Source organism: Methylobacterium sp. CM6247 (assembly GCF_054817925.1).
Map to the genome: position 1 here is coordinate 2,949,078 of NZ_JBTXKX010000003.1, position 26,409 is coordinate 2,975,486.

Sequence of the window (26,409 nt, forward strand, 5' to 3'; positions counted from 1 at the left end):
CCGGGCTCGCCTTCGGCGCCCCGGGATGACGGCAGCGTGCCCCCTACGAGAGGGCTACGCGCTCAGAAGCTCACCGGCCGTGCCCGCTTCACCTGCGGGATCGTCTCGATCTCCACCCGTACGCTGTCCGAGATCGGCGCGTCGACGGCGCAGAAGCAGATGGCGTTGCCGCCCTCTTCCTCGCGGCCGAGGTTGAAAGTCGCGACGTTGACGCCGGCCTCGCCCAGGATGGTGCCGAGCCGACCGATGAAGCCTGGCTTGTCGTGGTTGCGCACGTAGAGCATGTGCGGCGCGAAGGCGGCATCGATGGCGATGGAGCGGATCTCGATGATCCGCGGCTTGCCGTCATGGAACACCGTCCCGGCGGCGTCGCGCGGCATATCCTCGGCATCGACCGTGATGCGGATCACGGATTCGTAGTCGCTCGCGCCGCCCTCGCGCTTGATCTCGTCCACCACGATGCCGCGCTCCCGCGCCAGAGCGGGGGCCGACACCATGTTGATGTCCTGCAGGAACGGCCGCAGCGCCCCGGTCACCGCCGCCGCCGTGAGCGCACGGGTGTTCATGCCCGCCACTGCGCCCTCGTAGGTGATGCGGATGCCCTTGATCGGCGCGTCCGTGAGCTGGCCGAGGAACGAGCCGAGCTTTTCGGCGAGCGCCACGAACGGCTTCAACCGGGGAGCCTCGTCCGCGGAAATGGACGGGAAATTGATCGCGTTGGTGATCGCGCCGGTCATCAGGTAGTCGGACATCTGCTCGGCGACCTGCAGCGCCACGTTCTCCTGGGCCTCGTTGGTGGCGGCGCCGAGATGCGGGGTGCAGATGACGTTGGGATGGCCGAAGAGCGGATTCTCGGTCGCCGGCTCGTCGACGAACACGTCGAAGGCTGCCCCGGCCACATGGCCCGAATCGAGGGCCGCGCGGAGTGCCACCTCGTCCACGAGGCCGCCACGGGCGCAATTGACGATCCGCACCCCGGGTTTCGCGCGGGCGAGGTTTTCGGCCGACAGGATGTTGCGGGTCTTGTCGGTCATCGGCACGTGAAGCGTGATGATGTCGGCCCGCGCCAGCAGCACGTCGAGCTCGACCTTCTCGACCCCGATTTCGAGGGCGCGTTCCGGGGAGAGGTAGGGGTCGTAGGCCACGACCTTCAGCCTCAGTCCCACCGCGCGGTCGGCGACGATGGCGCCGATATTGCCGCATCCGATGATGCCGAGCGTCTTGCCGGTCAGCTCCACGCCCATGAAGCGGTTCTTCTCCCACTTGCCGGCCTGGGTCGAGGCATCCGCCTGCGGGATCTGCCGCGCCAGGGCGAACATCATCGCGATGGCGTGTTCGGCGGTGGTGATCGAATTGCCGAAGGGCGTGTTCATCACGATGACGCCGCGCGCCGTGGCGGCGGCGACATCGACGTTGTCGACGCCGATTCCCGCCCGGCCGATGACCTTCAGGCGCGAGGTCTGGGCCAGCACCTTCTCCGTGACCTTGGTGGCCGAGCGGATGGCGAGGCCGTCGTAATGGCCAATGATCGCGGCGAAGCGCTCCTTGTCCTTGCCGAGGTTGGGGAAGAAGTCGACGTCGATTCCGCGGTCGCGAAAGATCTGCACAGCGGCATTGGAGAGGGAATCGGAAATGAGCACCTTGGGAGCAGCCATGATGGCCTCCGGCTCTTGAGGAAGGGAATTATTTCGGAGGTGAGGCGTGAGGGCGCGGCAAGTCTCAACCCTCCCCCCATTGCGGGGGAGAGTGGTCGCGGAGCGACCGGGAGAGGGGACGACCTCTCCGGACGGCGCGCTCCCCTCACCCGACCCGCTGCGCGGGCCACCCTCTCCCGCAGAGGGGAGAGGGGGAGGAGAGCATTGCCTCAGGCAGCCTTGGTGAGCTTCGCCTTCTGGGCGGCATAGGCCCAGTCGAGCCAGGGCATCAGGGCCTCGAGATCCGAGGTCTCCACCGTGCCGCCGCACCAGATGCGCAGGCCGGCCGGCGCATCGCGATAGGCGCCGATATCGAAGGCGATGCCCTCGGAATCGAGCGTGTCGGCGATCCCCTTGGCCACCGACGCCACCGTGGCGTCACCCATCGCGAGGACGTCCGGATCGGTGATGACGAGGCAGACGCCGGTATTCGAATACGTCGCCGGGTCGACGGCGAGGTGTCCGATCCACGGGGTCCGCGCCACCCAGTCGTGAACGACATTGGCATTGGCGTCGGCACGGGCGTGGAGCGCGTCGAGACCGCCGATGCTCTGCGCCCAGCGCAGGGTATCGAGGTAATCCTCGACCGCGAGGAGCGAGGGCGTGTTGATCGTATCGCCCTTGAAGATGCCCTCGATCAGCTTGCCGCCCTTGGCCATCCGGAAGACCTTCGGGATCGGCCAGGCGGGGGTGTTGCTCTCGATGCGCGCGACGGCGCGGGGCGAGAGGATCAACATGCCGTGCGCGGCCTCGCCGCCCATCACCTTCTGCCAGGAGAAGGTGACGACATCGAGCTTGGCCCAGTCGAGCGGCATGGCGAAGGCGGCCGACGTCGCGTCGCAGATGGTCACGCCTTCACGGTCGGCGGCGATCCAGTCGCCATTCGGCACGCGGACGCCGGCGGCGGTGCCGTTCCAGGTGAAGATGACGTCGTTGTGCTTCGTGTCGATGGCCGACAGGTCCGGCAGCACGCCATAGGCGGTCTCGTGGACGATGGGCGAGATCTTCAGTTCCTGCAGCGCATCGGTGACCCATTCGGAGCCGAAGGCTTCCCAGGCGGCGACCTCGACCGTCTTCGGGCCGAGCATCGACCACATGGCCATCTCGACGGCGCCGGTATCCGAGGCGGGGACGATGGCGATGCGGTAATCGGCGGGCACGCGCAGCACGGTGCGGGTCAGCTCGATGGCCTCGACCAGCTTGGCCTTACCGGCGGGCGAGCGGTGCGAGCGGCCGAGAGTGGCGTTCTGAAGGGCCTGGAGGGTCCAGCCGGGACGCTTGGTGCAGGGGCCGGACGAGAAATTCGGCACGCGGGGGCGCGTGGTGGGACGTGTCATGACAAAGTCCATCCTTACAGATGAATGCTCCTCGTTGGGGAGGAGTGGCCCGCCGCTGCCAATGAACCTCACGCGACGAATAAGCAAGATGCGTTGCGGATAAATTCAGTCCCGCCCTCCGGAATGTCATGGTCTTTCGCGGTCAAACCTTGATGGATCAAGGCTTTGTCGAGGACATGCCGGATCGCACAGACAGGTCAGGCCGGCGTTCGCGCGTGATCCGCTCCGCCTCGCCCCGGCGCCAGCGCGCGATGGCGCCATGGTTGCCCCCATTGAGGATCTCGGGAATCGCCCGTCCCTCCCATTCGCGGGGGCGCGTATAATGCGGATATTCGAGGAGGCCGCCCTCGAAGCTCTCCTCCTCTCCCGAGGCGGATTTGCCCATGACTCCCGGCAGAAGCCGGATGCAGGCGTCGAGCACGACCATCGCGGCCATCTCGCCGCCGGACAGGATGTAGTCGCCGATGGAGACCTCTTCGAGGTGCCTCGCCGCGATCACCCGCTCGTCCACCCCTTCGAACCGGCCGCAGACGACGACGAGTCCCGGCCCATCCGCGAGTTCCCGCACGCGCGCCTGCGTCAGGGGGCGTCCGCGCGGGCTCATCAGCAGGCGAGGCCGCGTGTCGCCGGGGGAGGCGGCGGCATCGATGGCCGCACCCAGCACGTCGCAGCGCAGGACCATGCCCGCTCCGCCCCCCGACGGGGTATCGTCCACGGCGCGGTGGCGGCCGATCCCGTGGTCGCGGATCTGCCGGGCTTCGAGCGCCCAGGTTCCGCGCGCGAGCGCATCGCCCGAGAGCGAGATGCCGAGCGGGCCGGGAAACATCTCCGGGTAGAGGGTGAGGATCGTGGCGGTCCAGGGCGCGGGCGTCATGGCGCTTGATGGCGCGTGTGGTGAGGGCGGGTCAACGATCCTCTTCCGGGCTCACACCTCGACCGTCTCCCTCTCCTTCCAGGCAGGGCGATCGCATATGCCGATTTGCCTGTCAGAAACCCGCTGGCACCACCCCGTCATCCCGGGTCCGCGCAGCGGAGCCCGGGATCCAGAAACACAAGTGGTGCAGGACTTTACACTGTCAGCGGCTCTGGATTCCGGGCTCGCCTATGGCGACCCGGAATGACGGCGTGGTGTCATATGCGATTGCCCTGCCTTCCAGGAGTGGGGACCAGCGCTGCCCGCCAGATGTGTGAATGCCGCAGGCAACCGGGGGAGGGCACTTCCGGGCGGGCCGCCTCGTTGTCCCACCATGTCTTCTCGTCTCGCCCTTGCGGCCTTCCTCACCCTCATCGTCCCGGCCTTCGCCGCAGAACCGCTGGCACCTCCTGGCGCCCCTGCCTCCGCCTTTCCCAAACCGGACAGGCCGGTGGCCGAGATCATCGCGCCGCTCTGGGCCTCCGAAGCCCAGCGCGACAAGGTCGACGAGGTGGGCCAGGTGGCGCGGCTGATGGGGATCGCGCCGGGCCAGACCGTGGCCGATATCGGGGCTGGGAGCGGCTATTACACGACGCGTCTCGCGGAACGGGTCGGTCCCCGAGGCCATGTCTTCGCCGAGGACGTGACGCCGCGCTATCTCGCCGACCTCACGGCGCGTCTCGCGCGCGCCAAGCTCGGCAACGTCACCGTGGTGCGGGGGGAGCCGCACGATCCGCGCCTGTCGCCGGGCTCCCTCGACGCGGCGTTGCTGGTCCACATGTACCACGAGATCAGCCAGCCCTACGGCCTCCTGCACAACCTGGCCGCGGCGATGAAACCCGGTGGCCGGGTGGGGATCGTCGATGCCGACGCCATCCCGTCGCGGCACGGTACGCCGCCGGCCCTGCTGCGGTGCGAACTCTCGGCGGCGGGCTATCGCGAGATCGGCTTCTCGGTGCTGGAGGGCGGAGTCGGTTATCTCGCGATCTTCGAGGCTCCGGCCCCTGCGGCACGCCCCGATCCCTCGTCGATCACCCCGTGCACGGATGGGGCGACGCGAACCGGCCAGCGTTGAGCCAGGGCGGATTCACGGTTCGGTAGCGGCGAACGGCTATCATCGTCCCGGCTCGAAGAGCGAGCGGGAGAATACGTGCGTGGTCCTGACGTTTTGGCTCGATCAGCCGGTCTGGTTGATGTTCGTCCTTCTGTCGGCGGTCTTCGCCGTCTTGATGGGCGTCATCAGCATCCTCTCGGTCTGGTCCGCGACCCGCCCGGGCATGCACAAGCTCGGCATCGGCGTCGTCGCCCCCTACTTCAACGCCATCTCGGTGATGTTGGCGCTGCTCACGGGCTTCGTGGCGAACGACGCCTGGGAACGGCAGCGGCAGGCGACGAAGATCGTGCAATCGGAGAAGACCAATCTCCTCGCCGTTCACGATCTGAGCCTCGCCGCGGCCTCCGACATGTCCGCGATCCGCACCAAGCTGCTCGCCTACGCGAACGCGCTGATCGACGACGAATGGCCGAAGATGACACAGGGCGAGTCTTCGGGGACCGCGAACGACGCCCTGGGCGAGTTGATACAATCCGTGGCCGATCCCCGGCACAGCACCGAGGCGGGAGCCGCCGCGCATGGGAGCCTTCTCGATTCGGTGATGAACCTGCGGGCCGAGCGCGGCACGCGCCTCGGCCTCGCCGACGTTCAGGGCGACCAGTCGAAATGGCTGACACTGATGGTACTGGCGCTGCTCACCCTCTTCTCCATCGGGCTGATCCACGTGGACAAGCCGGTGCCGCAGGCCGTCGCGATGATCCTGTTCTCGGCCGCCACGGTGACGACGCTGGGCATGATCGGCCTGCACGAGCGGCCCTTCGACGGGCCGATGCCGGTCACGTCGGCACCGCTGGAGATGGCGCGGACGGCGATGACGAGCCCGAAGCCCTGAGCGACGGGCCGTTCCCGGCGCTCCCGCCTCAGGCGGGCTCGTCGGGTGGCTTCGGCCCGGCGGGCGCGAACAGGTCGTCGGGCGGATCGATCACGATCCGGCCATTGGCCACGTCGAGGGTCGGGACGAAGGCCTTGGTGAAAGGCAGGAGCGCGGTCGCGCCGCCGAGGGCCGGCTTGATCTCCAGGAGATCGCCGCCGCCGTAATTCGGCACGTCGGTGACGGTGCCGAGGACCGCGCCCGACACATCCACCACATCGAGCCCGACGAGGTCGGCCGTGAAGAACTCGTCGTCGTCCTCGACCTGGCCGAGGCGGTCGCGCGGCAGGTAGATGGCGAGGCGGTTCAAGGCTTCCGCGCCGTTGCGGTCGGAGACGCCCTTCACCCGCACCACGAGCAGGTCGGGCGAGGCTCCGCCGGCCCGGCGCACATCGGTGAGCTCGATGCGCTGCCCCCCGGCGCCGATCAGCGCTCCATAGGAGGCGATAGCCTGCGGGTCGCCGGTATAGGATTTCAGGCGGATTTCACCGTTGAGCCCGTGCGCACGGCCGAACTCGCCCATCTGGACGAGGCTCGGATCGGTGGACGGGAGCGGCACCTCCGGCATCGGCCTGGGCCGATGCGCGAAGGTGGCCGAGCCCGAGCCTAAGCGGCTCGGGCGGTCGCGACGGCCGCCATCGCCGGCGGAAGAAGTGCCTCCGGGGCGGCGCGCCATCGCGAGGACGCCTTAGGCTGCGGCGTCTTCGGCCGGGGCGGCGGCCTTCTCGGCGCGCTTGGCGGCGCGTTCCTTGGCCTTCTCGCCCGGCTCGGCCTTCTGCGGGTTGTTGCGCGCGGGGCGCTTGGCGAGGCCGGCGGCATCGAGGAAGCGCAGGACGCGGTCGGTGGGCTGGGCGCCCTTGGCGAGCCAAGCCTGGATCTTCTCGGACTCGAGCACGATGCGGGCCGGATCGTCCTTGGCCTTCATCGGGTCGTACACGCCGACCTTCTCGATGAAGCGGCCATCGCGGGGCGCGCGGGCATCGGCGACGACGATGCGGTAATACGGGCGCTTCTTGGCGCCGCCACGGGTGAGACGGATCTTGAGGGACATGGTGTGCTCCTGGAGGTTGGTAATCTGATCGTTCTTGGCGGATAGCGAGTAGTGAGTAGCGAAGAGAGCCGGCCTGCCGCCCCTTCGCTATTCGCTACTCCCCATTCGCCCCTACTTCTTCTTCCCGAACGGGAAACCGCCGAGGCCCGGCAGACCGCCCGGCCCCTTCGGTCCTCCGAGCCCCGGAAGGCCCGGCATCTTTCCGCCGCCGAAGCCCGGCGGCATGGGCGGCAGCTTGCCGCCCAACTGCTTCTGCATCGCCTCGATCTGCTCGGGCGTCGGCTCGGGCATGCCGGGGGGAAGGCCGGGCATGCCGCCCATCCCGCCACCGCCACCCAGACCGAACATCGAGCCGAGCGCCTGGCCGATGCCGCGCTTGCCCGAGCCCATCGCCTTCATCATGTCGGCCATGGTCCGGTGCATCTTGAGGAGCTTGTTGAGCTCCTCCACCTTCGTCCCCGACCCCGCGGCGATGCGCTTCTTGCGGGAATTCTTGAGGATGTCGGGATTCTTGCGCTCCTGCGCGGTCATCGACGAGATGATGGCGCGCTGGCGCTTGAACATGTTCTCGTCGAGATTGGCGCCCTCGACCTGCTTCTTCATGGCGCCCATGCCGGGCAGCATGCCCATCAGGCCGCCGATGCCCCCCATCTTCTCCATCTGGGCGAGCTGCATCGACAGGTCGTCGAGGTCGAACTTGCCCTTGCGCATCTTCTCCGCGGTGCGGAGCGCCTGCTCATGGTCGATGGTTTCGGCCGCCTTCTCCACGAGGGAGACGATGTCGCCCATGCCGAGGATGCGGTTGGCGACGCGGGAGGGGTGGAACTCCTCGAGCGCGTCCACCTTCTCGCCGGTGCCGACGAGCTTGATCGGCTTGCCGGTGACGGCGCGCATCGAGAGCGCCGCGCCACCGCGTGAATCGCCGTCCATGCGGGTCAGCACGATGCCGGTGACGCCCAGGCGCTCGTCGAAGGCGCGGGCGGTAACCACCGCGTCCTGGCCGGTCAGCGCATCGGCCACCAGCAGGACCTCGTGCGGCTTCGTCGCCGCCTTGACCTCGGCGGCCTCGGCCATCAGCGCCTCGTCGAGGGTGATGCGGCCGGCGGTGTCGAGCATGACCACGTCGAAACCGCCGAGGCGCGCGGCATCCATGGCGCGGCGGGCGATCTGCACCGCCGACTGGCCCTCGACGATGGGCAGGCTGTCGACGCCGACCTGCTTGGCCAGGATCGCCAGCTGCTCCATGGCGGCCGGGCGGCGGGTGTCGAGGGAGGCGAGCAGCACCTTGCGCTTGTCGCGGTTGGTCAGGCGCCGGGCGATCTTGGCCGTGGTGGTGGTCTTGCCCGAGCCCTGGAGGCCGACCATCAGGATGGCGACGGGGGCGGGGGCGTTGAGATCGATGAGGCCGGCCTCGGAGCCGAGCATGGCCACGAGTTCGTCGTTGACGATCTTCACGACCATCTGGCCGGGGGTCACCGACTTGACGACGACGGCGCCGACCGCCTTCTCGCGGACCTTCTCGGTAAAGCCGCGCACCACTTCGAGGGCGACGTCGGCTTCGAGCAGCGCGCGCCGCACCTCGCGGAGGGCCGCGGTGACGTCGGCTTCCGTGAGCGCACCCCGACGGGTGAGCCCCGACAGGATACCGGACAGGCGGTCGGACAGGCCTTCGAACATCGTCTGGCTCTCCGAACCTACTGGAACAGGCCGGCGGACGAGACGCGCCGCACCTGCAGCGCCGCCTCGAAGGCGTTGATCGCCGACGCGAACTTGTCCCGGCAATCGGGATTGCAGAACCCGACGACGGACCCGTTGTAGAGCGTCAGGGAATCGGCCGCGATCGGCTTGCCCGACCAGGGGCAGACGTCGTTGACCGCATCCTCGATGCGAAGGGGTTCATGCGCTTGCGACAGGGCGAGACTCACTCGTCTGGATCGGCGGAGCGACGGCCTGTTTCCAACGCGAAACTCGCCCGAGGGCGCATCGCGCTGTCGGGCGTTGACCTCCAGCCTCACAGGGCCGGTCGGCGTTCGTATTGACGACATGTCGTCGGATATGAGGTTGGCGGACTAGTCCGAGAGCCCACGCAAGTCAAGATCGCGGTGGAAACCAAGGACAAATCCCGCCACGCGATCGCGGCCGGGAGTATGGTGCTTGGCCTCGATATTCCTCCGTCTAACGTCGGGGCGGCTGCGAATCACGTATTCGGCGTCGCCTCCTTCGAGCTTGGCCACGGCGATGCCCGTAATCCCGGCCCGAGAATCGGCCTCAGACTTCGCGGATGACGAAAGAAACACCTGCCCCGCATGCCGGACTTTTATACGCTCTACCTCATCGTGCTGATAGCCGGGCTCTCGCACTGCGTGCTCTGGGCCGCCATCCTCTATCGCTACAGGACGCTGCCGGGGGTGCGCTACTGGCTGGCGGGCAGCATGGCTCATGTGGCGGGCGGCATCCTGCTCACCATCGATGGCGGCGTCGGGAATTTCGCCACTACCGTCGGCGGGAATGCCGTCGCCTGTCTGGCCTTTCACCTGAATACGGTCGGCCTGCGCCGCTTCCACGGGGACAGGCCGCGTTGGGCTCTCCATGCCGGGCTGCTGGCCGCCAGCATCCTGGCCATGGCCCTCACTTGGCGGCCCTGGTGGGGCCAGAACCCACTCTACGTCACGTCGCAATGCATTCCTCTCGTGCTCGCAATTCTCTATCTCGCCCGGCGCCGGACACGGGAGCTCGGCGCACTCATCACGATGAGCGCACTGGCGTCGGCCATCACGGCCCATGGCATCGTCGCCTGCGCGGTGACGGTGAGGCTCAGCGGCATCGCGCCGGATGTCTCCCTGGTCTCCCTCGCGGCCACCGACCTGCTGGTCTTCATCCTGGCGGGCATCATCTGGAATTTCGGCTTCATCGTCTCGGTGGTCGACAGCCTGATGGCGAAAGTGGAGCGGCTCGCCGCCGAGGACGACCTGACCGGCCTGCCCAATCGCCGCCAGTTCATGCAGCAGCTCACCGGGGAATGCGCGCGCAAGACGGGCGAGCCGTTCAGCGTGATGCTGATGGATCTCGACCGGTTCAAGGGGATCAATGACGACCTCGGCCACATGGCCGGCGATGCCGCGCTCAAACACGTGGCGGACGCGGTGCAGCGAATCATCCGTCCCGCCGATGTGTTCGCGCGACTGGGCGGCGACGAATTCGGCATCCTGCTTCGCGGCGTCCAAGGGGATGCGGCCGGTCGGATCGCCGAGCAGGCCAACGCGGCCCTGCGCGCTTCACCCTTCCTCTGGCGTGGCGAACGCATCGGGCTGACGATCAGCATCGGCGTGACCTCGGCCGTCCCCGGCAGACACCACATGCCGGAGGAACTGATCGAATGCGCGGATTCCGCGCTCTACGTCACGAAGGGCCGGAAACGAGACGGCTGGACATTCCTGCCCTTCGCGTCCCGGCCGAACTTCGGCGCAGGTCAGGCGGGCGGGGCGAAAACCGCGCGCCTGCCCGACCGGGCCTCGCGCATCCCGCTGGCAGGCTGAACCGACCGCCTCCGGTCGAGCGCTATGAGAGTCACGCATTTCGCGGGATGCGCGGGACACGGCTCGAGAAAGGCAGGGCGCCTGCATATGGCACCACCCCGTCATTCCGGGTCGCCACCGGCGAGCCCGGAATCTAGAGCCGCAGACGGTGCAAAGTCCTCACCACCTGTGTTTCTGGATCCTGGGCTCCGCTGCGCGGCCCCAGGATGACTGAGGCTACAATTAGGCTTCCGACGAGCAAATCGGCCACTGCAATCTGCTTCTGTTCCCAGGAGAGGAAGCCCGTTGCGCCTCAAGTCGAACCCTCTTGAATAGAGCGAACAGCCGTCGAGTGGATGGATAAATCCGGCAGGCTCGGCCGAGAGCGATCAGAGCGAGGCCCCCGGACTCACCGATCCTCGAATTTCGGCTTCCGCAATTCCGCCTGGAGTTTCAGCACCTCGTCGAGACTCATCGACCGGCTGCTCCAGTTCGTCTCCATGATGTTGATGGCGGTGAAGCTGTAATGGGCCTTGCCGCCATAGGCGTCGAACGCCGTGCCGTCCGGGTCCGGTGCCACCGGCTTGACGTAATCGACCCGGTAGGACGGGTGGCCGCCCTTGCCCGTGACCGCGATGCGGACCGAGGCGTTGCCGTGCCGCTTCTGGCAGAAGCGCATGTTGGTGAGCAGCCGGCTCAAATAGGCGTCGGCCTCCTCCAGGGTGGGGACGACGTCCGCGAGAGTCGCGTCGGAGGGAAGGTGCGTCTTCTTGATCATGTCGGCCCGTGAGGTTGGTGCCGCACCATAGGCACACCGTCCGGGTGAGGCGAGACCCCGCCCGGCGGAGCCGGGATCAGCCCGCGACGAGTTCCCGCGCCGGGGCTGCCCGGATCGGTGCTCCGGCGACATCCGCCAGGATCTCGTAGGAGCGCACACGGGCGGCATGGTCGTGGATGGCGCTAGCCACCATGAGTTCGTCCGCGCCCGTCTCGGCGATCAGGTCTGCGAGCCCCCGGCGCACGGTCTCCGGCGAACCGACGATGGCGCGGGCGAGCATCCCCGAAGCCTGGCGCTTCTCGGAGGGCGACCAATAGGTCTCGATATCGTCGATGGGCGGCGGCAGCAGGCCCCGCGTGCCCCGGAACATGTTGGCGAATTGCTGCTGCGCCGAGGTGAACAGGCGGCGCGCCTCGGCATCGGTCTCGGCCGCCACGACGTTGACGCCGACCATGGCATGGGGCGCCGTCGACTGCTCGGACGGGGTGAAGCGCTCGCGATAGACGGCGAGCGCCTGGATCAGCGCGTCCGGCGCGAAATGCGAGGCGAAGGCGTAGGGCAGGCCGAGCATGGCGGCGAGCTGCGCGCCGAACAAGCTGGAGCCGAGAATCCAGAGCGGCACCTTGGTGCCCGTGCCCGGCACGGCCTGGATCACCTGGCCCGGCTGCGCGTCGCCGAGCAGCGCCTGGAGTTCGAGGACGTCCTGCGGGAACTGGTCCGACGTCTCCGGCGAGCGCCGCAGGGCGCGCAAGGTGCGCTGGTCGGTGCCAGGCGCGCGGCCGAGGCCGAGATCGATCCGGCCCGGATACAGGGTCTCGAGCGTGCCGAACTGCTCGGCGATGACCATGGGCGAGTGGTTCGGCAGCATGACCCCGCCGGCCCCGACGCGGATGCGGCTCGTGCCCGAGGCCACGTGGCCGATGACCACCGAGGTCGCCGCGCTGGCGATGCCCACCATGTTGTGGTGCTCGGCCAGCCAGAACCGCCGGTAGCCGAGGCGCTCGGCCGCCCTCGCGAGGTCGAGGGTGTTCCGCAGGGCGTCCCCGGGCGTCGCGCCATGCGGCACGAAGGCGAGGTCGAGAACGGAAAGAGGGATCATGAATCGCGTGTCCGTTTGCATGAGCGACCGGCTCGCGCCGGCCATGAACGTCCCCACCCGGAAGAGATCGCGACGCCGCCGCCGCTTCGCAACCGGGCCGTCCGGCGCAGGAGCCATGCGTTCCGGCCGACCCCGAAGCGATCCTCTCGTCGTCCGACCCGCGACAGGCTCGACACACGACCTATATGGCTGGGCCTCGACCTCCCGCCCCGAACCCGAGCAACGCCACCGTGTCTCCCGGATACCTGCCCTTCGCGGGCGCCCTCGATCTCCCCGCCTATACCTGTGACAATTGCGGGTTTTGGCAGCGCCATTTCGCGCCGCCGCCCTCATGTCCGATGTGCCTCGACGCACGTCACGTGGTCCCGCAGAAGGGCTGGCAATTCTGGAGCGAACGCGAGGCGCAGGACCGCTTCCCCTGCCATTGGGAAGAGTTGGAGCCCGGAATCTGGCGCTTCTGGAACGATCCCGTCTCGGGCATCGGGCCGAGCGCCTATCTGGTCCAGACGCCCGACGGGAATATGGGGTTCGAGGCCTGCCCGGTCTTCAGCGAGGCGGCGCTCAAGCACATCGCCTCGCTCGGCGGAATGCAGGTCCTGTCCTCGTCGCACCCGCATGCCTACGGGGCGCTGGTGCAGCTGCAGGACCGGTTCGACCCGGAACTCTGCCTGCCGGCCGCCGACTTCATCTGGAGCGCGGCCTTGCAGGTCTCCTGGCCCTACGACGATTTCCTCGAACCGCTCCCCGGCCTCGAACTCCACCGCACGGCGGGGCATTTCGACGGCCACGCAATCCTGTTCGACCGGGCGCGAAAGATCCTGTTCTGCGGCGATGCCTTGAAATTCGAGCTCGACCCGAAGGATTTCCGCCGGGCCGAGACGATCTCGGCGCACAAGGCCTTCGTACGCGGGGTGCCGCTGACCACCAACGAATTGCGCCGCTACCGCGACGTCTTCGCCCAGCTCGACTTCACCCAGACCTGGACCCCGTTCGAACCGGCCGCCAATTGCGGCCGGGCCGAGGTGCTGGCCCTCATCGACGGGATGCTGGCGACCCGCCCGCACGCCGCCCCGGTGAGGCTGGACAGCCTCCGGCGATAGCTCAGCCCCCCTTGCGTCAGTCGCGCTTGGCGGTCTGGCCGAACATCACCTTCTTGGCGTCCTCGCTCATGGTCTTGCCGTGATCGGGGTTGACCTCGGGTGCGCGGGCATAGGCCGCCTTGGTGCCGGGGCGCTCGGCGATGGCCGTGAACCAGCGCTTGAGGTTGGGGAAATCGTCGAGGTTCTGGCCCTGCTTCTCCCAGGGGACGATCCACGGATAGGAGGCCATGTCGGCGATGGAGTAATCGGGCCCGGCGACGAACTCCCGGTCGGCCAGACGACGGTCGAGGACGCCGTAGAGCCGGTTCGTCTCCTTGACGTAGCGCTCGATCGCGTAGGGGATCTTCTCCGGCGCATATTGCGAGAAGTGGTGGTTCTGGCCGAGCATCGGCCCGAGCCCGCCCATCTGCCAGAACAGCCATTGCAGCACCTCGGCGCGGCCGCGCGGGTCGGAGGCGATGAAGCGTCCCGTCTTCTCGGCGAGGTAGAGCAGGATCGCGCCCGATTCGAAGAGCGAGACCGGCTCGCCGCCGCCCTGCGGGTCGTGATCGACGATGGCCGGCATCCGGTTGTTAGGGGCGATGGCCAGGAAATCCGGATTGAACTGCTCGCCCTTACCGATGTTCACCGGCTTGATCGTGTAGGGAAGTCCGACCTCTTCCAGGAACATCGTCACCTTATGGCCATTCGGCGTCGGCCAGTAATGCAGATCGATCATCGAAATCCCTCCAGCGAACCGCGATCACCGGGCGGCGCTGAAAGCCGAGGTGGCGACCGCTGGCACCGAGGTCAAGCCGGCACCGTTCGGTCGAATGCGACGGATTTTTCACCCTATCGCTTTAAGGTTCTCGTGCTTGCATCCCCCTTCACGGGGTAACCCGAGCGGGAGACCGGCAGGATGAGCAGCGCGACGGCGATCAGCAGCGGCGGGATGGTGGCGGCCTCCCAGCGCTTCAGCAATGCGGCGGAACAGATCGCTACGGTCGGCATGACCATGCCCAGCCCGACTCAGGCCGATCAGATCCTCCCCAGCCCGACCCAGGTGGACCTGTCGAGCTCGGCCGTGCAGCTCATGGAGAGCAAGGCGAGCTTCGAACTCAACACAGCCGTGCTGAAATCGACCCTCGACACCGAGAAGCGCGTCCTCGACATTCTCGTGTAGCGTCCCCATCCATCGACGGAGGTGTCTCACCATGACGATCACGGTTTCGCTGAACTCGCTCGGAGTTCTGAAAGCCACCGACGTGGTGGCGAACGCCCGTATCGACGCCCTGCGCAAGCGGGAGACCGAGTCCAACCTCGTCTCCGTCAATGTCGGCGCGCGCACCGAACCGACGTTGAACGCCCGTCCGACAGGTCAGGACCGCGTCGTCGATGTGATCGTCTAGTGCCGTACCGAAGGCCTGAAAATTAACCGGCTGCAATGACAGTCGACATCAGGTTTGATCGGGATCCATGACGTGACCACCAATCGTCGCAGCGCCTCACGCAAAGATGCCTTCCGCATCGGGGCGCTTTCATTCGGGAACGACCGGCCCGATATCGACTGCCTGGTCTGGGACCAGTCCGAAACCGGCGCCCAGATCGAAGTCGAAGTTCCGGAGGCGGTTCCGGACGAGTTCATCCTGGTCATGACGGCCTACGCGAAGCCCCGCGCCTGTACTGTGGTCTGGAGACGGGACCGAAAGCTCGGCGTCGCTTTCTCGCTCTGAACGCCGGCGCCGCCAGGACATCCGCAGGACGGGTGAGGGGCGGGAACGCCAAGTGCCGGGATCGTCGGCACCGCAGGGTCGCGGATACGGGCTCGAACCCTGAAGCCCCAAACGGCGATTCACTCTCCGCGTCCGTGCAACGCCCCGAATCGCCGTTCTGCGAACGGTTGCTCCATCGAGAGCCAGAGGCAGCGAGGGACGTCTCGCTGTCCACCCTGTTCCGTCATGCTCCGTGACGGAGGACGTTTCCGATGCCGAGTTGGGGAAACCGCGTCTTGCACGTCGAAATCGCGGTCTTGGGCTAAGGCGCGAGAGCCCCCATCACGGCCTAATCGCAATGAAGGTACTTCAGGAATGTGTCCGTATCGACGGACCAGCTATTTTCAGCCCCCGTCTGAGGCTCGAGCCAAGCGCGGTAGTGATGACCGCGAAGCAAGCTCAGGCGTGCGTAGTTAAAACGCAGAGCATAGGTCCCATCACTGACGGGAAGGATTTCCGTGACCTTCGTCCCTGGCGGAGACAGGATGAGATGGGATAGCCCCGCGCCATGCGGGGCGACAATATCCTTGGCGGAGAAGGCTATGAAGAACTGCTGCCACAACGGAAGTCCGGCAAACGAGACGATTTGATACCCGCTTTCGGCGAGCTTGCATTCGATCTCCTTCTCGTTCGACATGGGGCGTCTTTTCGCATCACTGCGGGAAATGTAGATTTTGTCGGCAGCCTTCAGCGCCAAAGGCTGTGCCATCGATATCGCGTAGTCTCTGATACGGTCAAAAATCGGCGTGACCTGATCCCAATACACCATGCCCTCGAAGCCTACGCGCGGCACGATCAGTCTCTCAATGTAGGCTGCGTGCCCAACCGGGAAAACGACGTCGCCGAAGCCAACGAGGCTCAACGTTTCCGTCTCGAAGGCCGACCCTTTATCGGACAGGAGAATGGGCAGGCGCCCGTTATCCTCTTCCAGCATCCAGGCAAAGGACGACAGCCGGTCGACCAACCAATGATAGATCCCCCGCGTCTCCTTGATGGCGAACATGGCGACGGAATGGTTCGGAACGTCCGCTCGGCTCACCTGGGAGATCGGCTTACCGGTCGTCTTCAGGATCGCACCGTCTTCGCGCCAAATCTGACCGTGTCGATCAACGAAAACGTCGCGGTACTCACGCAGCTCGGGCCTTTTCGCTCGCGACAAAGTATGGCGAGCGCGCTCCATTGCGAGATCGAAAGCCGCGAGATGCCTCGGCGCCGTACGTGAACCAAGTTCAGCCACCGCGCTGCCAAGCATGGCCGGAGCAGACCCAGAGCCGGGGAAAGCGAACTTTGAAGGGACGGGCTTGATGTCCGCACCACCCTTCAAGGCTTCGGCGATCGCCCGCTTGATCTCACTGCGCAAAAGACTGTCGCGAGAATAAGCGATGACCCGCCGTGCTTGTTTGACGAAAGCCGGGTCTGACGAAAGATCCGGGTTGGCCTGAATGCTCTTCCAGGCCAGATCGCACCGCTGCGATGCCACAAAGCTCCGGGCGAAGGAATAACGATGGATCCTGTCCCAGCGCGGGGACATGACGAGGTCGGCAGCCCTCTCAAGCGCATCCGCCCGCGAGAGTTCGTATGCCGCGGCGATGTAGTGATTGAGGAGATGATGGCTCTGGAGAAGGAAAGCATCGTCGCCACCCCTATCCAGAATTTGCTGCAAGTTCCCATCGGGCACCGCGCGACTTGCATCCGTAGGGGTCACCAAAGAAAATTTACTCACCGCTGCCAAAATACCCCAAGTCTTGCTTTCCGATCTCGATTGCGATGGTTCCCACGAACACGCCTGCAATCCGTTACCATACGGCCTTGGATATAAACTATTGCTAGGGCTTTAACACGGTGGAGCGGTGAATTGTTGTCCTGCCTCGGGCAGTCGGTTTCTCACCGGCTGTAGCGAAGATTCCGAGTTTGATGCCAGCCCTGATGGCGCAGGTAAGCGTCCGTGACCATACTGAGTCCCTTCCATCGCCGCCGACAGGCAGAGTGAAGCGGCATCGGCAGACAGGATGCGGCAAATGCCCCGCGATTTCGGGCGGTCGCATCAAGGCGATGCAGGCCGGGCGAGGGAATTTGGTTTTTCCGATTCGAACTCTGTCGCTATGACGGTTGCAGGTCGGCGGCCCGCCGCGTCGGCTCGGTGCGAGTCGACTCCATCGCTCGAGCAAAAGCCATATCCAATTGCATAGACGGGACAAGACGACATGGCACATTGGAAAGACGACGTGGATCCAGCCCTGTTCGACGCATCGTATCGACCGGGAGACAGAATTGTCGTCCTCGAAGAGATCGTCGCATCAGACGGAGAAAGTGGCCGGTTGATCTTGGAAAAGGGACGACAGTTCGAGGTTAGCATGAGAGGCGGATTTTTGTTCTGCAAGCTCGGCGGCAACAAATACAATGAAGCGGTGATCCTCCCGGAGGACTTCCGCAAGGTTCAGATCGTGTCACAGATGAGCGTGGTGCAGACATAGCGGTCTGCCGCGACGTCCTCCAAACGGGATCGAGCGGAACCGCCCGCCATTGGCGTCCTTAGTGATGTCGGAGGCCGAGGACGTGGATCGGTCGGGATTTCATCGCCAGCGGCTCGGCACGTGAGAGGCTGCTTGCGCCGAAACCGGGCAACCGCTAGAGCGATGGAGCCGTAACGGGCAGTCGGGGTGTAGCGCAGCCTGGTAGCGCATCTGGTTTGGGACCAGAGGGTCGTAGGTTCGAATCCTATCGCCCCGACCAATCTCGTGCTTATCGGCCGTTCCATCCTGCAGGAGCTATCGACCCCACGATGCCGAGTGCCCGGATCTACCAGCCCGCCAAGGATCCCACGCAATCCGGCATGGCCCGCACCAAAGCGTGGGTGCTGGAATTCGACCAGAGCTCTCCGCGCGACACCGACCCCTTGATGGGCTGGACCGGTTCGTCGGACATGCTGCAGCAGGTCAGGCTGTCGTTCGAGACGCAGGAAGAGGCCGTGGCCTACGCGACCCATAACGGCATCACCTACCGCGTCGAGCAGCCCCAGAAGCCCGTGATCCGCAAGGGTCTGTCCTATTCGGATAATTTCAAGTTCAACCGCACGGCGCCCTGGACCCACTGAGGCGACGGCCGAGTTGCAATCCGGGCATTCGGCTCAAAGCTGAATCAGGATCGTGACCACCCCGAAAATCAGGACCGACGCGACCGCGACGGCGAGCAGGATCAGTGCGGCGCGTGATTCGCGCATATCATCATTGGTCATCGAATCGTCGTTACAACAAATACCGGCATAATGGGAGCGGGTCCGGAGGTTGGACTGCGCCCCCACGACCATTGCGTGAGATGGCGCCGTTCCCATCACGAGTGACGGGGCGTCCGCCTGCGATGGACATGCGTCGCGCAGATGCCCCCAGAAACCGCCCGTTGATCGATGGGGCCCTTACAACCGCGCGAGGAGTTCGGCCTTCTTGGTCGAGAACTCGGCCTCGGTCAGCACGCCCTTGCGGTGCAGGTCGGACAGGCGCTCCAAGGTCGAGATGACGTCGCCCGAGGGGGCTCCGGCTTGCGGGAAATCCGGCTCCGGGGCTGGACGCGGGCGGTCTTCGGTGCGGATCGGCGACGGGATCGGATCGGGATGGAACGGCTTCGGCTCGAGGGTGCGATCCGGCGCGGGGGCTACGCTGACCCGTTGGAGCGATTCGAGATCGACATAGCCGTTGCGGCCGCTGAAGCGAAGGCTCTGGGTATCCCCCTGCTGCTGCGACACGCCGGAAATGTCGTAATGCCCGGTATCGTAGAGGACGAGCGTTCCCGAGGTCTCCACGGCGAGCAGCCGGCTATCCGGGAAATAGGCGTAGCGCATGCTGTTCTGCGAGCCGGACGTGGCCGGTCGGCCGAGCTCCGCCGGCCACCAATTCCCGGATGCCGCGCCGTCGTCCCATCCGCCGGGGGGCAGGGATTGGGCCAGATCCGCGCAGAGAGCCGCGACCCGTGACTTGAGATTGGCATCGAACATGTTGCCGATCATGGTCATGCCGCCGGACGACCATTGCCCGAAACCGCCGAGTTCGGGATGGTTGAACTGTGCCATGGTTCCGTTGCCCACCTCCAATGCGCGCATGAGGTGGCGGACGGCGTCGATGCTCACGCCGTGCCGTTCGGCAGCGGCTTGCAGGACGGAGGGTCTATCGGACATGGGCTGTCTCCAAAGACATGAGCTGCCTCCAAAACGGCGAAGATGCCGGGCGCGGCGAAGCGGCCGGATCATAGTACGGCGCCTGCGCGCGAGTCCGTCTCGCAACGCAAAAAGTTTCCACGATCACGGACCTTACGGTCAAGCATCAGCGTTCACTCGGCGGAATTCATGCCGTCGGGCTCCGCGTCACGCAGCGAGCCCACCCTGGAGTGATCATGGTCGCTAAGAACCCCCCGATGCCGCAGGCTGCCGCGCAGACGAAGGCCGTGCGGTCGCGCATCAAAGAGGGATCGCCCTATCCGCTGGGGGCCAACTGGGACGGCCTCGGCGTCAACTTCGCCCTGTTTTCGGCCCATGCCACCAAGGTCGAACTCTGCCTGTTCGACGATGCCGGAGAGCAGGAACTCGAGCGGATCGAGTTGCCCGAATACACCGACGAGATCTGGCACGGCTACCTGCCCGACGCGCGTCCCGGCACGATCTACGGCTACCGGGTCCATGGACCGTACGAGCCCAAGGCCGGGCACCGTTTCAACCCGAACAAGCTGCTGATCGACCCCTACGCCAAGGGCCTCGTCGGCTCCATCACCTGGAACCCGGCCCTGTTCGGCTACCAGATGGAGACCGGCGACGACCTCACCTTCGACGAGCGCGATTCCGCGCCCTTCACCCGCCGCAGCCGCGTCATCGACCCGGCCTTCACCTGGGGACGGGACCGCAAGCCGCACGTGCCGTGGGAGAAGACGATCTTCTACGAGACCCATGTGAAGGGCTTCACCAAGCTGCACCCGGCCGTGCCGGAGAAGCTGCGCGGCACCTATGCCGGCCTCGGCAACCCGGCCGTGCTCGACTACATCAAGAGCCTCGGCGTCACCTCGGTCGAACTCCTGCCCGTCCATGCCTTCGTGCAGGACGATTATCTCCAGGAAAAGAACCTGGTGAATTACTGGGGTTACAACACGATCTCGTTCTTCACGCCCGCCCGGCGCTACGCGGCGGTGCCGGACTTCGCCTTCTCCGAGTTCAAGGAAATGGTGGCGCGCATGCACGGCGCCGGCCTCGAAGTGATCCTCGACGTGGTCTACAACCACACCGCCGAGGGCAACGAGAAGGGCCCGACCCTGTCATTCAAGGGCGTCGACAACGCCTCCTATTACCGGCTCATGCCGGGCGAGGAGCGCTACTACATCAACGATACCGGCACCGGTAACACCTTCAACCTGTCCCACCCGCGCGTCCTGCAGCTGGTGACCGATTCCCTGCGCTACTGGGCGACGGAAATGCGGGTCGACGGCTTCCGCTTCGACCTCGCCACCATCCTGGGGCGTGAGCCGCACGGCTTCGACGAGGGCGGCGGCTTCCTCGACACCTGCCGGCAGGATCCGGTGCTGAACTCGGTCAAGCTCATCGCCGAGCCGTGGGATTGCGGCCCCGGCGGCTATCAGGTCGGCGGCTTCCCGCCGGGCTGGGCGGAATGGAACGACCGGTTCCGCGACGATGTCCGCGGCTACTGGCGCGGAGATTCCGGTCTGCTGCCGAGCCTCGCCTCGCGCATCACCGGATCGGCCGACAAGTTCAACAAGCGCGGGCGTAAGCCCTGGGCCTCGGTGAACTTCCTCACCGCCCATGACGGGTTCACGCTGAACGATACGGTTTCGTACAACGAGAAGCACAACCTCGCCAATGGCGAGGACGGGCGGGACGGGCATTCCCACAACCTCTCCAACAATTACGGCGTCGAAGGCCCCACCGACGACGAGGCGATCAAGGCGGTGCGCACCCGCCAGATGCGCAACATGATGGCGACGCTGTTCCTCTCGCGGGGAACGCCGATGCTGCTTGCCGGCGACGAATTCGCCCGCAGCCAGGGCGGCAACAACAACGCCTATTGCCAGGACAACGAGATCTCCTGGCTCGATTGGGAGGGGATCGACGAGGCGGGCCGCGACCTCGCCGAGTTCACGCAGCGCCTCACCATCCTGCGCGAAGCCTTGCCGATCCTCACCCGCGGGCGCTTCCTCTCCGGCGCCTATGACGAGGATCTCGGCGTCAAGGACGTGACGTGGCTGCGCCCCGACGGCGAGGAAATGTCCACGGAGAACTGGACGGATGGCGGCGCGCATTCCATCGCGGTCCTGCTCGACGGACGCGCGCAGGCCTCGGGCATCCACCGCAGGGGCGGCGATGCGACACTGCTGATCCTCTACAACGCCTATAGCGACCTCGTTTCGTTCACGCTGCCGAGCTCGGTCGGCGGCGTCGGCTGGACCCGGCTCCTCGACACCAACCTGCCCGACAGCCAGGAGGTCGGCACCTGGGAGATCGGCGACCGCTACGAGGTCACCGGACGCTCGATGCTGATGTTCGTGCTGAAGCCCGAGGAGACCGAAGGCGACGAGGCCACCGCGATGGAGCGTTCCTACCAGCACGTGATGCAGGCTTTCGACCGCGCCAATATCGAGAGCGTGCGCTTCGCCCCCTCGGCGACCTGAAGCGCGCACCGACGAAGTGGATGCCGCTTCGGCCACGACGGGCGCGGCGGAACAAAGGCCTGGAGATGCGTCCCGACCCAAGCGGTCGGGCGCGACTCGGGGCCATTTCGATCGATGACGACGCGGGCGCCGTCGGCACCTGCGTCGTCATCGCGGGATTTGTCGAGGGAAACGGATGAAGCGCCAGCCGTTGGGCATTCCTGACCCACATTCATTGCCTGGCAAAACAACCGACCGATGATGACCGAGAGCCCCGAGAAACCGCCTGCAGGTGAACCGCCGCGCGTGAGAACCGGGGCGGTGTCGGAGATCGCCGATCACACCAGCGACATCTTCTTCACCGCTGTCGAGGCGACCCGGATGCCGATGGTGGTCACCGACCCCCGGCAGGACGACAACCCGATCGTCTTCGTCAACAAGGCCTTCCTGGGACTCACAGGCTATGCAACCGAGGAGATCATCGGTCGCAATTGCCGCTTCCTGCAGGGACCGGACACCGACCGGGAAAGCGTGAACGCCCTCCGCGAGGCGATCCAGGCTAGGCGGGAATTCACCACCGAGATCATCAACTACCGCAAGGACGGATCGACCTTCTGGAACGCGCTGTTCGTCGCGCCGATCTACAATGCGGCCGGCGACCTCGTGTATTTCTTCGCCTCGCAGCTCGATGTCTCCCGCCGCCGCACCGTCGAGGAGGCGTTGGGGCAGGCCCAGAAGATGGAGGCGCTCGGCCAGCTGACCGGCGGCATCGCCCACGACTTCAACAACCTTCTCCAGGTCATCGTCGGCTACATCGATATCCTGAGCCACGGTCTCGACCGTCCGGATGCGGACCGTAACCGCCTTCGGCGCGCCACCGACAATATCCGTACCGCCGCCGAACGGGCGACCACCCTGACCCAGCAGCTTCTCGCCTTCGCGCGTAAGCAGCGTCTCGATGGCCGCGCGGTCCATCTCAACGCCCTCGTGAAGGGCATGGAGGATATGGCCGCGCGCAGCCTCGGTGACGCGATCACGCTGCGGCTCGACTTGAGCGAAGACCTCTGGAACTGCCGTGTCGACCCGGCTCAGGCCGAGGTCGCCCTGCTCAACATCCTCATCAACGCTCGCGATGCCATGCCGGAGGGCGGCACCGTCGTCATCTCCACCGAGAACCGGGATATCGGCGCGCAGGATCTGGGCTCACAGGATTTCGGCGGATCGGATTCCCTGGGCGAGGGCCGCTACGTCACCGTGACCATCGCCGATACCGGGGCGGGCATCCCGCCGCCGATCCTGGCACGGGTGATGGAGCCGTTCTTCACGACGAAGGACGAGGGCAAGGGCACGGGGCTCGGCCTGTCGATGGTCTATGGCTTTGCCAGGCAATCCGGGGGCGCGGCGCAGATCGAGTCCGTCGTCGGCAAGGGAACGCGCGTCCGCCTGTCCTTTCCCGCCGCCGCCGAGGACGACCGGGAGCCCAACCGCGCCGTGTCGGGGACGGTCGATCGCCAGGGGACCGAGACCATCCTCATCGTCGATGACCGCGAGGACGTGGCCGAACTGGCGCGGACCATCCTGCGCGATAGCGGCTACACGCTGTTGATGGCCCAGAACGGCCGTGAGGCGCTGGAGATCCTGGATTCGAGCGGTTCGGTGGACCTGCTGTTCACCGACCTCATCATGCCGGGCGGGATGAACGGCATCATGCTCGCCCGCGAGGCCAGGCGGCGGCAACCCCGATTGAAGGTCCTGCTGACCACCGGTTACGCCGAGGCGAGTCTCGAGCGAACCGATGCCGGGGGTTCGGAGTTCGACCTTCTGAACAAGCCCTATCGCCGTACCGATCTCATCCGCCGCGTTCGCGCCATCCTGGACGGTCCGACCGACGACAGCTGAGGCAGCGGCGAGGGGCCCGATACGGGAAACTCGCCATGCCACAGGGTGACAAGTCGAAATACACCGACAAGCAGATCCGCAAGGCCGAACACATCGCGGAATCCTACGAAGAGCGCGGCGTACCGGAGAAAGAGGCCGAGGCCCGTGCCTGGGCGACCGTCAACAAGGACGATGGCGGCGGCAAGCATCCGGGCGGATCGGGGAGGGGCAAGTCGAACTCCCACCCGGCGGCCCACAAGGGCGGAGCCGCCGGCGGAAAGGCCTCGGCCTCCCGCACCGCCGAGCAACGCTCCGCCTCGGCAAAGAAAGCCGCCGCGACCCGCAAGCGCAACGCCGAGGCGGCAAGGCCCTCATCCTAAGCGAACGATGGCCGCGCGTTCCCCTCTCCCCGCACGCGGGGAGAGGGAAGCGGCGACCCCGTCGTCGGCGCGGCGAGGCGGCAGCCGACGGTGAGGGGGCGCGGCCGAAGGAGCCACATGCGGAGCTACCCCCTCACCCTCGCCCTGCCGGGCTCACGTCGCCTCCCGACAAGGGGAGGACGACGTCCTCTCCCCGCCTGGCGGGGAGAGGGGAACCCGCACTTCGCCCTCAGGCCATGGCGGTCTTCAGGTTCGCGTCGACCTTGTCGAGGAAGCCGGTGGTGGAGAGCCACTTCTGCTCTGGGCCGACGAGGAGGGCGAGATCCTTGGTCATGAAGCCGGCTTCCACCGTGTCGACGCAGACCTTCTCCAGCGTGTTGGCGAACTTGGCGAGGTCGCCGTTGTCGTCGAGCTTGGCGCGGTGGGCGAGGCCACGGCTCCAGGCGAAGATCGACGCGATGGAATTGGTGGAGGTCTCCTTGCCCTTCTGATGCTCGCGGTAATGGCGCGTCACCGTGCCGTGCGCGGCTTCCGCCTCGACGGTCTGGCCGTCAGGCGTCATCAGCACCGAGGTCATCAGGCCGAGCGAGCCGAAGCCCTGGGCGGCGGTGTCCGACTGCACGTCGCCATCGTAGTTCTTGCAGGCCCAGACGTAGCCGCCGGACCATTTGAGGCAGGAGGCCACCATGTCGTCGATGAGGCGGTGCTCGTAGGTGATGCCGAGCGCCTGGAACTTCGCCTTGAACTCGGCGTCGAACACTTCCTGGAACAGGTCCTTGAAGCGGCCGTCATAAGCCTTGAGGATGGTGTTCTTGGTCGAGAGGTAGACCGGGTACTTGCGGGCGAGTCCGTAATTCAGCGAGGCGCGGGCGAAATCGCGGATCGACTCGTCGAGATTGTACATCGACATCGCGACGCCGGCGGCCGGGAACTTGAAGACTTCCTTTTCGATGATTGTGCCGTCGTCGCCCTCGAACTTGATGGTCAGGCGGCCCTTGCCGGGCACCTTGAAGTCCGTGGCGCGATACTGGTCGCCGTAGGCGTGGCGGCCGATGACGAAGGGCTGGGTCCAGCCCGGCACGAGGCGCGGCACGTTCTTGCAGATGATCGGCTCGCGGAAGATCACGCCGCCGAGGATGTTGCGGATCGTGCCGTTGGGCGAACGCCACATCTCCTTCAGCTTGAACTCCTCCACCCGCTGCTCGTCGGGGGTGATGGTGGCGCATTTCACGCCGACGCCGTGGCGCTTGATCGCCTCCGCCGCATCGACGGTGACCTTGTCGTTCGTCTCGTCGCGGTGCTCCACGCCGAGGTCGTAATAATCGAGGTCGAGGTCGAGATAGGGATGGATGAGCTTGTTCTTGATCTCGCTCCAGATGATCCGGGTCATCTCGTCGCCGTCGAGTTCGACGACCGGGTTCGCCACCTTGATCTTCGACATGATCCTCAGAACCTTTCTCATCACGCGGCCGGGACCGGCCGCGCTCCCGCTCGCCCGCGGTCATAGCGCGCTGCAACAGGACGCGAAAGCCGTGCCCCTTACAGATCGGGAACTGCGTCGGGGACCGAGATAATTCCCGGCCGGCTCTGGACATCCGCCCTCGGGCCGGGAATCTGCGGCCCATTCCGATTTCTGTGAAGGATATCTCCATGAGCGAACGCATCATCCTGCGGGCCGGCGAGGCCCTGGTCGCCGGCGGGCCGCCCAACACCGCCTCCGAGCCGGAGGTCATCATCGGCGAACTCGACGGGCCGGTCGGCACGGCGCTCGCGACCCTCACGGGCGATCAGGTGGTGGGCCACAGCCGCGTCTTCGCGCTCCTGAACACCGACATCATGGTGCGGCCGGTGACTCTCTGCGTCTCCAAGGTCAGCGTCACCGAGAGCAAATACACCTCCATCCTGATGGGTACGGTGCAGTTCGCCATCGCCAACGGCGTCCTCGACGCGGTGCGCCTCGGCTATATCCCCAAGGAGAAGGCCAACGATCTCGGCATCATCTGCTCGGTCTGGCTCAGCCCCGGCGTGATCGAGGCCGAGACGGTCGATCACAAGGCTTTGTTCGAGATCCAGCGCAAGGGCATGACGGAAGCGATCCGCAAGGCCATGACCAACGAGCCCTCGATCGACTGGCTCCTCGAGAACCAGGACAAGATCATCCACAAATACTACCAGATGGGTCTCGACGGTAAGATCTGAGCGTTTCCACTGCGAACGGGGGAGCCGCGGCGCCGACGGTGCCCGCGGCTCCCCATCCTCCCCAAACGGACTTTCCGTCCGGGCCGACCC

General features: G+C 66.1%; 26 protein-coding genes and 1 tRNA gene. 14 read left to right on the plus strand and 13 right to left on the minus strand.

Annotated elements, in window-relative coordinates:
- Window positions 1-62: 62 nt before the first annotated feature.
- The 3 genes from serA to trmD all read right to left on the minus strand — a co-directional run bounded on the left by serA (window position 63) and on the right by trmD (window position 3,905).
- Window positions 63-1,655, minus strand: coding sequence for a phosphoglycerate dehydrogenase (serA, locus tag ACYQOP_RS14875; RefSeq protein ID WP_461222874.1), 1,593 nt, complete (start codon window positions 1,653-1,655; stop codon window positions 63-65).
- A 209-nt stretch (window positions 1,656-1,864) separates the two neighbouring features.
- Window positions 1,865-3,031 (minus strand): phosphoserine transaminase, encoded by a 1,167-nt coding sequence (locus ACYQOP_RS14880; RefSeq protein WP_461222875.1) that lies wholly within the window; start codon window positions 3,029-3,031, stop codon window positions 1,865-1,867.
- Between the two features lie 157 nt (window positions 3,032-3,188).
- On the minus strand, window positions 3,189-3,905 hold the full coding sequence (gene trmD, locus ACYQOP_RS14885) for a tRNA (guanosine(37)-N1)-methyltransferase TrmD (protein WP_461222876.1): 717 nt from the start codon (window positions 3,903-3,905) through the stop codon (window positions 3,189-3,191).
- A 373-nt stretch (window positions 3,906-4,278) separates the two neighbouring features.
- On the opposite strand from trmD, the gene ACYQOP_RS14890 reads away from it, so the two are divergent.
- Together ACYQOP_RS14890 and ACYQOP_RS14895 are read left to right on the plus strand one after the other, a co-directional pair.
- Window positions 4,279-5,019: a methyltransferase domain-containing protein gene (locus ACYQOP_RS14890; RefSeq protein WP_461222877.1), complete on the plus strand. Its 741-nt coding sequence runs from the start codon at window positions 4,279-4,281 to the stop codon at window positions 5,017-5,019.
- Between the two features lie 79 nt (window positions 5,020-5,098).
- On the plus strand, window positions 5,099-5,890 hold the full coding sequence (locus tag ACYQOP_RS14895) for a bestrophin-like domain (RefSeq protein WP_461222878.1): 792 nt from the start codon (window positions 5,099-5,101) through the stop codon (window positions 5,888-5,890).
- A gap of 28 nt (window positions 5,891-5,918) precedes the next feature.
- Here the strand turns inward: ACYQOP_RS14895 and rimM are convergent, their stop codons facing one another.
- The 4 genes from rimM to ACYQOP_RS14915 form a co-directional block, all read right to left on the minus strand.
- A complete protein-coding gene (gene rimM, locus ACYQOP_RS14900; protein WP_461222879.1) occupies window positions 5,919-6,605 on the minus strand; it encodes a ribosome maturation factor RimM in 687 nt (228 codons plus the stop codon).
- Between the two features lie 12 nt (window positions 6,606-6,617).
- On the minus strand, window positions 6,618-6,980 hold the full coding sequence (gene rpsP / locus ACYQOP_RS14905) for a 30S ribosomal protein S16 (RefSeq protein ID WP_018042769.1): 363 nt from the start codon (window positions 6,978-6,980) through the stop codon (window positions 6,618-6,620).
- 111 nt (window positions 6,981-7,091) lie between these two features.
- The gene (gene ffh / locus ACYQOP_RS14910) at window positions 7,092-8,657 is read right to left on the minus strand and encodes a signal recognition particle protein (protein ID WP_056432774.1); all 1,566 of its coding nucleotides are present in this window, start codon (window positions 8,655-8,657) and stop codon (window positions 7,092-7,094) included.
- Window positions 8,658-8,674: 17 nt separating this feature from the next.
- Window positions 8,675-8,905 (minus strand): hypothetical protein, encoded by a 231-nt coding sequence (locus ACYQOP_RS14915; protein WP_056144470.1) that lies wholly within the window; start codon window positions 8,903-8,905, stop codon window positions 8,675-8,677.
- Window positions 8,906-9,286: 381 nt separating this feature from the next.
- On the opposite strand from ACYQOP_RS14915, the gene ACYQOP_RS14920 reads away from it, so the two are divergent.
- Window positions 9,287-10,516, plus strand: coding sequence for a GGDEF domain-containing protein (locus tag ACYQOP_RS14920; protein WP_461222880.1), 1,230 nt, complete (start codon window positions 9,287-9,289; stop codon window positions 10,514-10,516).
- A gap of 388 nt (window positions 10,517-10,904) precedes the next feature.
- Here the strand turns inward: ACYQOP_RS14920 and ACYQOP_RS14925 are convergent, their stop codons facing one another.
- Both ACYQOP_RS14925 and ACYQOP_RS14930 read right to left on the minus strand, forming a co-directional pair.
- The gene (locus tag ACYQOP_RS14925) at window positions 10,905-11,273 is read right to left on the minus strand and encodes a hypothetical protein (protein WP_461222881.1); all 369 of its coding nucleotides are present in this window, start codon (window positions 11,271-11,273) and stop codon (window positions 10,905-10,907) included.
- A gap of 76 nt (window positions 11,274-11,349) precedes the next feature.
- Complete coding sequence (locus ACYQOP_RS14930) at window positions 11,350-12,372, minus strand: LLM class flavin-dependent oxidoreductase (protein WP_056433132.1); 1,023 nt, start codon at window positions 12,370-12,372, stop codon at window positions 11,350-11,352.
- 185 nt (window positions 12,373-12,557) lie between these two features.
- On the opposite strand from ACYQOP_RS14930, the gene ACYQOP_RS14935 reads away from it, so the two are divergent.
- Window positions 12,558-13,472, plus strand: coding sequence for an MBL fold metallo-hydrolase (locus ACYQOP_RS14935; RefSeq protein WP_461222882.1), 915 nt, complete (start codon window positions 12,558-12,560; stop codon window positions 13,470-13,472).
- Between the two features lie 16 nt (window positions 13,473-13,488).
- Here ACYQOP_RS14935 and ACYQOP_RS14940 read toward each other — a convergent pair whose 3' ends face one another.
- A complete protein-coding gene (locus ACYQOP_RS14940; protein WP_207413528.1) occupies window positions 13,489-14,190 on the minus strand; it encodes a glutathione binding-like protein in 702 nt (233 codons plus the stop codon).
- 180 nt (window positions 14,191-14,370) lie between these two features.
- Between ACYQOP_RS14940 and ACYQOP_RS14945 the strand changes: the two genes are divergently transcribed.
- From ACYQOP_RS14945 to ACYQOP_RS14955, 3 genes are all read left to right on the plus strand, one after another.
- Window positions 14,371-14,634: a hypothetical protein gene (locus ACYQOP_RS14945; RefSeq protein ID WP_207413526.1), complete on the plus strand. Its 264-nt coding sequence runs from the start codon at window positions 14,371-14,373 to the stop codon at window positions 14,632-14,634.
- Between the two features lie 31 nt (window positions 14,635-14,665).
- Window positions 14,666-14,860, plus strand: a complete 195-nt coding sequence (locus ACYQOP_RS14950; RefSeq protein ID WP_056432797.1) for a hypothetical protein — start codon at window positions 14,666-14,668, stop codon at window positions 14,858-14,860.
- Between the two features lie 72 nt (window positions 14,861-14,932).
- On the plus strand, window positions 14,933-15,184 hold the full coding sequence (locus ACYQOP_RS14955; protein ID WP_056433139.1) for a hypothetical protein: 252 nt from the start codon (window positions 14,933-14,935) through the stop codon (window positions 15,182-15,184).
- Window positions 15,185-15,512: 328 nt separating this feature from the next.
- On the opposite strand, the gene ACYQOP_RS14960 is transcribed toward ACYQOP_RS14955, so the two are convergent.
- Complete coding sequence (locus tag ACYQOP_RS14960) at window positions 15,513-16,886, minus strand: glycosyltransferase family 61 protein (RefSeq protein ID WP_461222883.1); 1,374 nt, start codon at window positions 16,884-16,886, stop codon at window positions 15,513-15,515.
- 541 nt (window positions 16,887-17,427) lie between these two features.
- Here ACYQOP_RS14960 and ACYQOP_RS14965 point away from each other — a divergent pair.
- From ACYQOP_RS14965 to ACYQOP_RS14975, 3 genes are all read left to right on the plus strand, one after another.
- Window positions 17,428-17,697 carry a hypothetical protein gene (locus ACYQOP_RS14965; protein ID WP_461222884.1) on the plus strand — a complete coding sequence of 90 codons (270 nt, stop codon included), beginning with the start codon at window positions 17,428-17,430 and terminating at the stop codon, window positions 17,695-17,697.
- Window positions 17,698-17,879: 182 nt separating this feature from the next.
- Window positions 17,880-17,956 (plus strand) — tRNA-Pro (locus ACYQOP_RS14970).
- Window positions 17,957-18,005: 49 nt separating this feature from the next.
- Complete coding sequence (locus ACYQOP_RS14975) at window positions 18,006-18,317, plus strand: ETC complex I subunit (protein WP_056433142.1); 312 nt, start codon at window positions 18,006-18,008, stop codon at window positions 18,315-18,317.
- A 318-nt stretch (window positions 18,318-18,635) separates the two neighbouring features.
- Here ACYQOP_RS14975 and ACYQOP_RS14980 read toward each other — a convergent pair whose 3' ends face one another.
- Window positions 18,636-19,391 (minus strand): SHOCT domain-containing protein, encoded by a 756-nt coding sequence (locus tag ACYQOP_RS14980; protein ID WP_461222885.1) that lies wholly within the window; start codon window positions 19,389-19,391, stop codon window positions 18,636-18,638.
- A gap of 215 nt (window positions 19,392-19,606) precedes the next feature.
- On the opposite strand from ACYQOP_RS14980, the gene glgX reads away from it, so the two are divergent.
- The 3 genes from glgX to ACYQOP_RS14995 all read left to right on the plus strand — a co-directional run bounded on the left by glgX (window position 19,607) and on the right by ACYQOP_RS14995 (window position 24,120).
- Complete coding sequence (glgX, locus tag ACYQOP_RS14985) at window positions 19,607-21,883, plus strand: glycogen debranching protein GlgX (RefSeq protein WP_461222886.1); 2,277 nt, start codon at window positions 19,607-19,609, stop codon at window positions 21,881-21,883.
- Window positions 21,884-22,123: 240 nt separating this feature from the next.
- Window positions 22,124-23,761, plus strand: coding sequence for a histidine kinase famiy protein (locus tag ACYQOP_RS14990; RefSeq protein ID WP_461222887.1), 1,638 nt, complete (start codon window positions 22,124-22,126; stop codon window positions 23,759-23,761).
- 35 nt (window positions 23,762-23,796) lie between these two features.
- Window positions 23,797-24,120, plus strand: a complete 324-nt coding sequence (locus ACYQOP_RS14995; protein WP_461222888.1) for a plasmid stabilization protein — start codon at window positions 23,797-23,799, stop codon at window positions 24,118-24,120.
- A 229-nt stretch (window positions 24,121-24,349) separates the two neighbouring features.
- Here ACYQOP_RS14995 and ACYQOP_RS15000 read toward each other — a convergent pair whose 3' ends face one another.
- A complete protein-coding gene (locus ACYQOP_RS15000) occupies window positions 24,350-25,561 on the minus strand; it encodes an NADP-dependent isocitrate dehydrogenase (protein ID WP_056432812.1) in 1,212 nt (403 codons plus the stop codon).
- A gap of 209 nt (window positions 25,562-25,770) precedes the next feature.
- On the opposite strand from ACYQOP_RS15000, the gene ACYQOP_RS15005 reads away from it, so the two are divergent.
- Window positions 25,771-26,319, plus strand: coding sequence for a formaldehyde-activating enzyme (locus ACYQOP_RS15005; protein WP_018042789.1), 549 nt, complete (start codon window positions 25,771-25,773; stop codon window positions 26,317-26,319).
- Window positions 26,320-26,409: the final 90 nt, after the last annotated feature.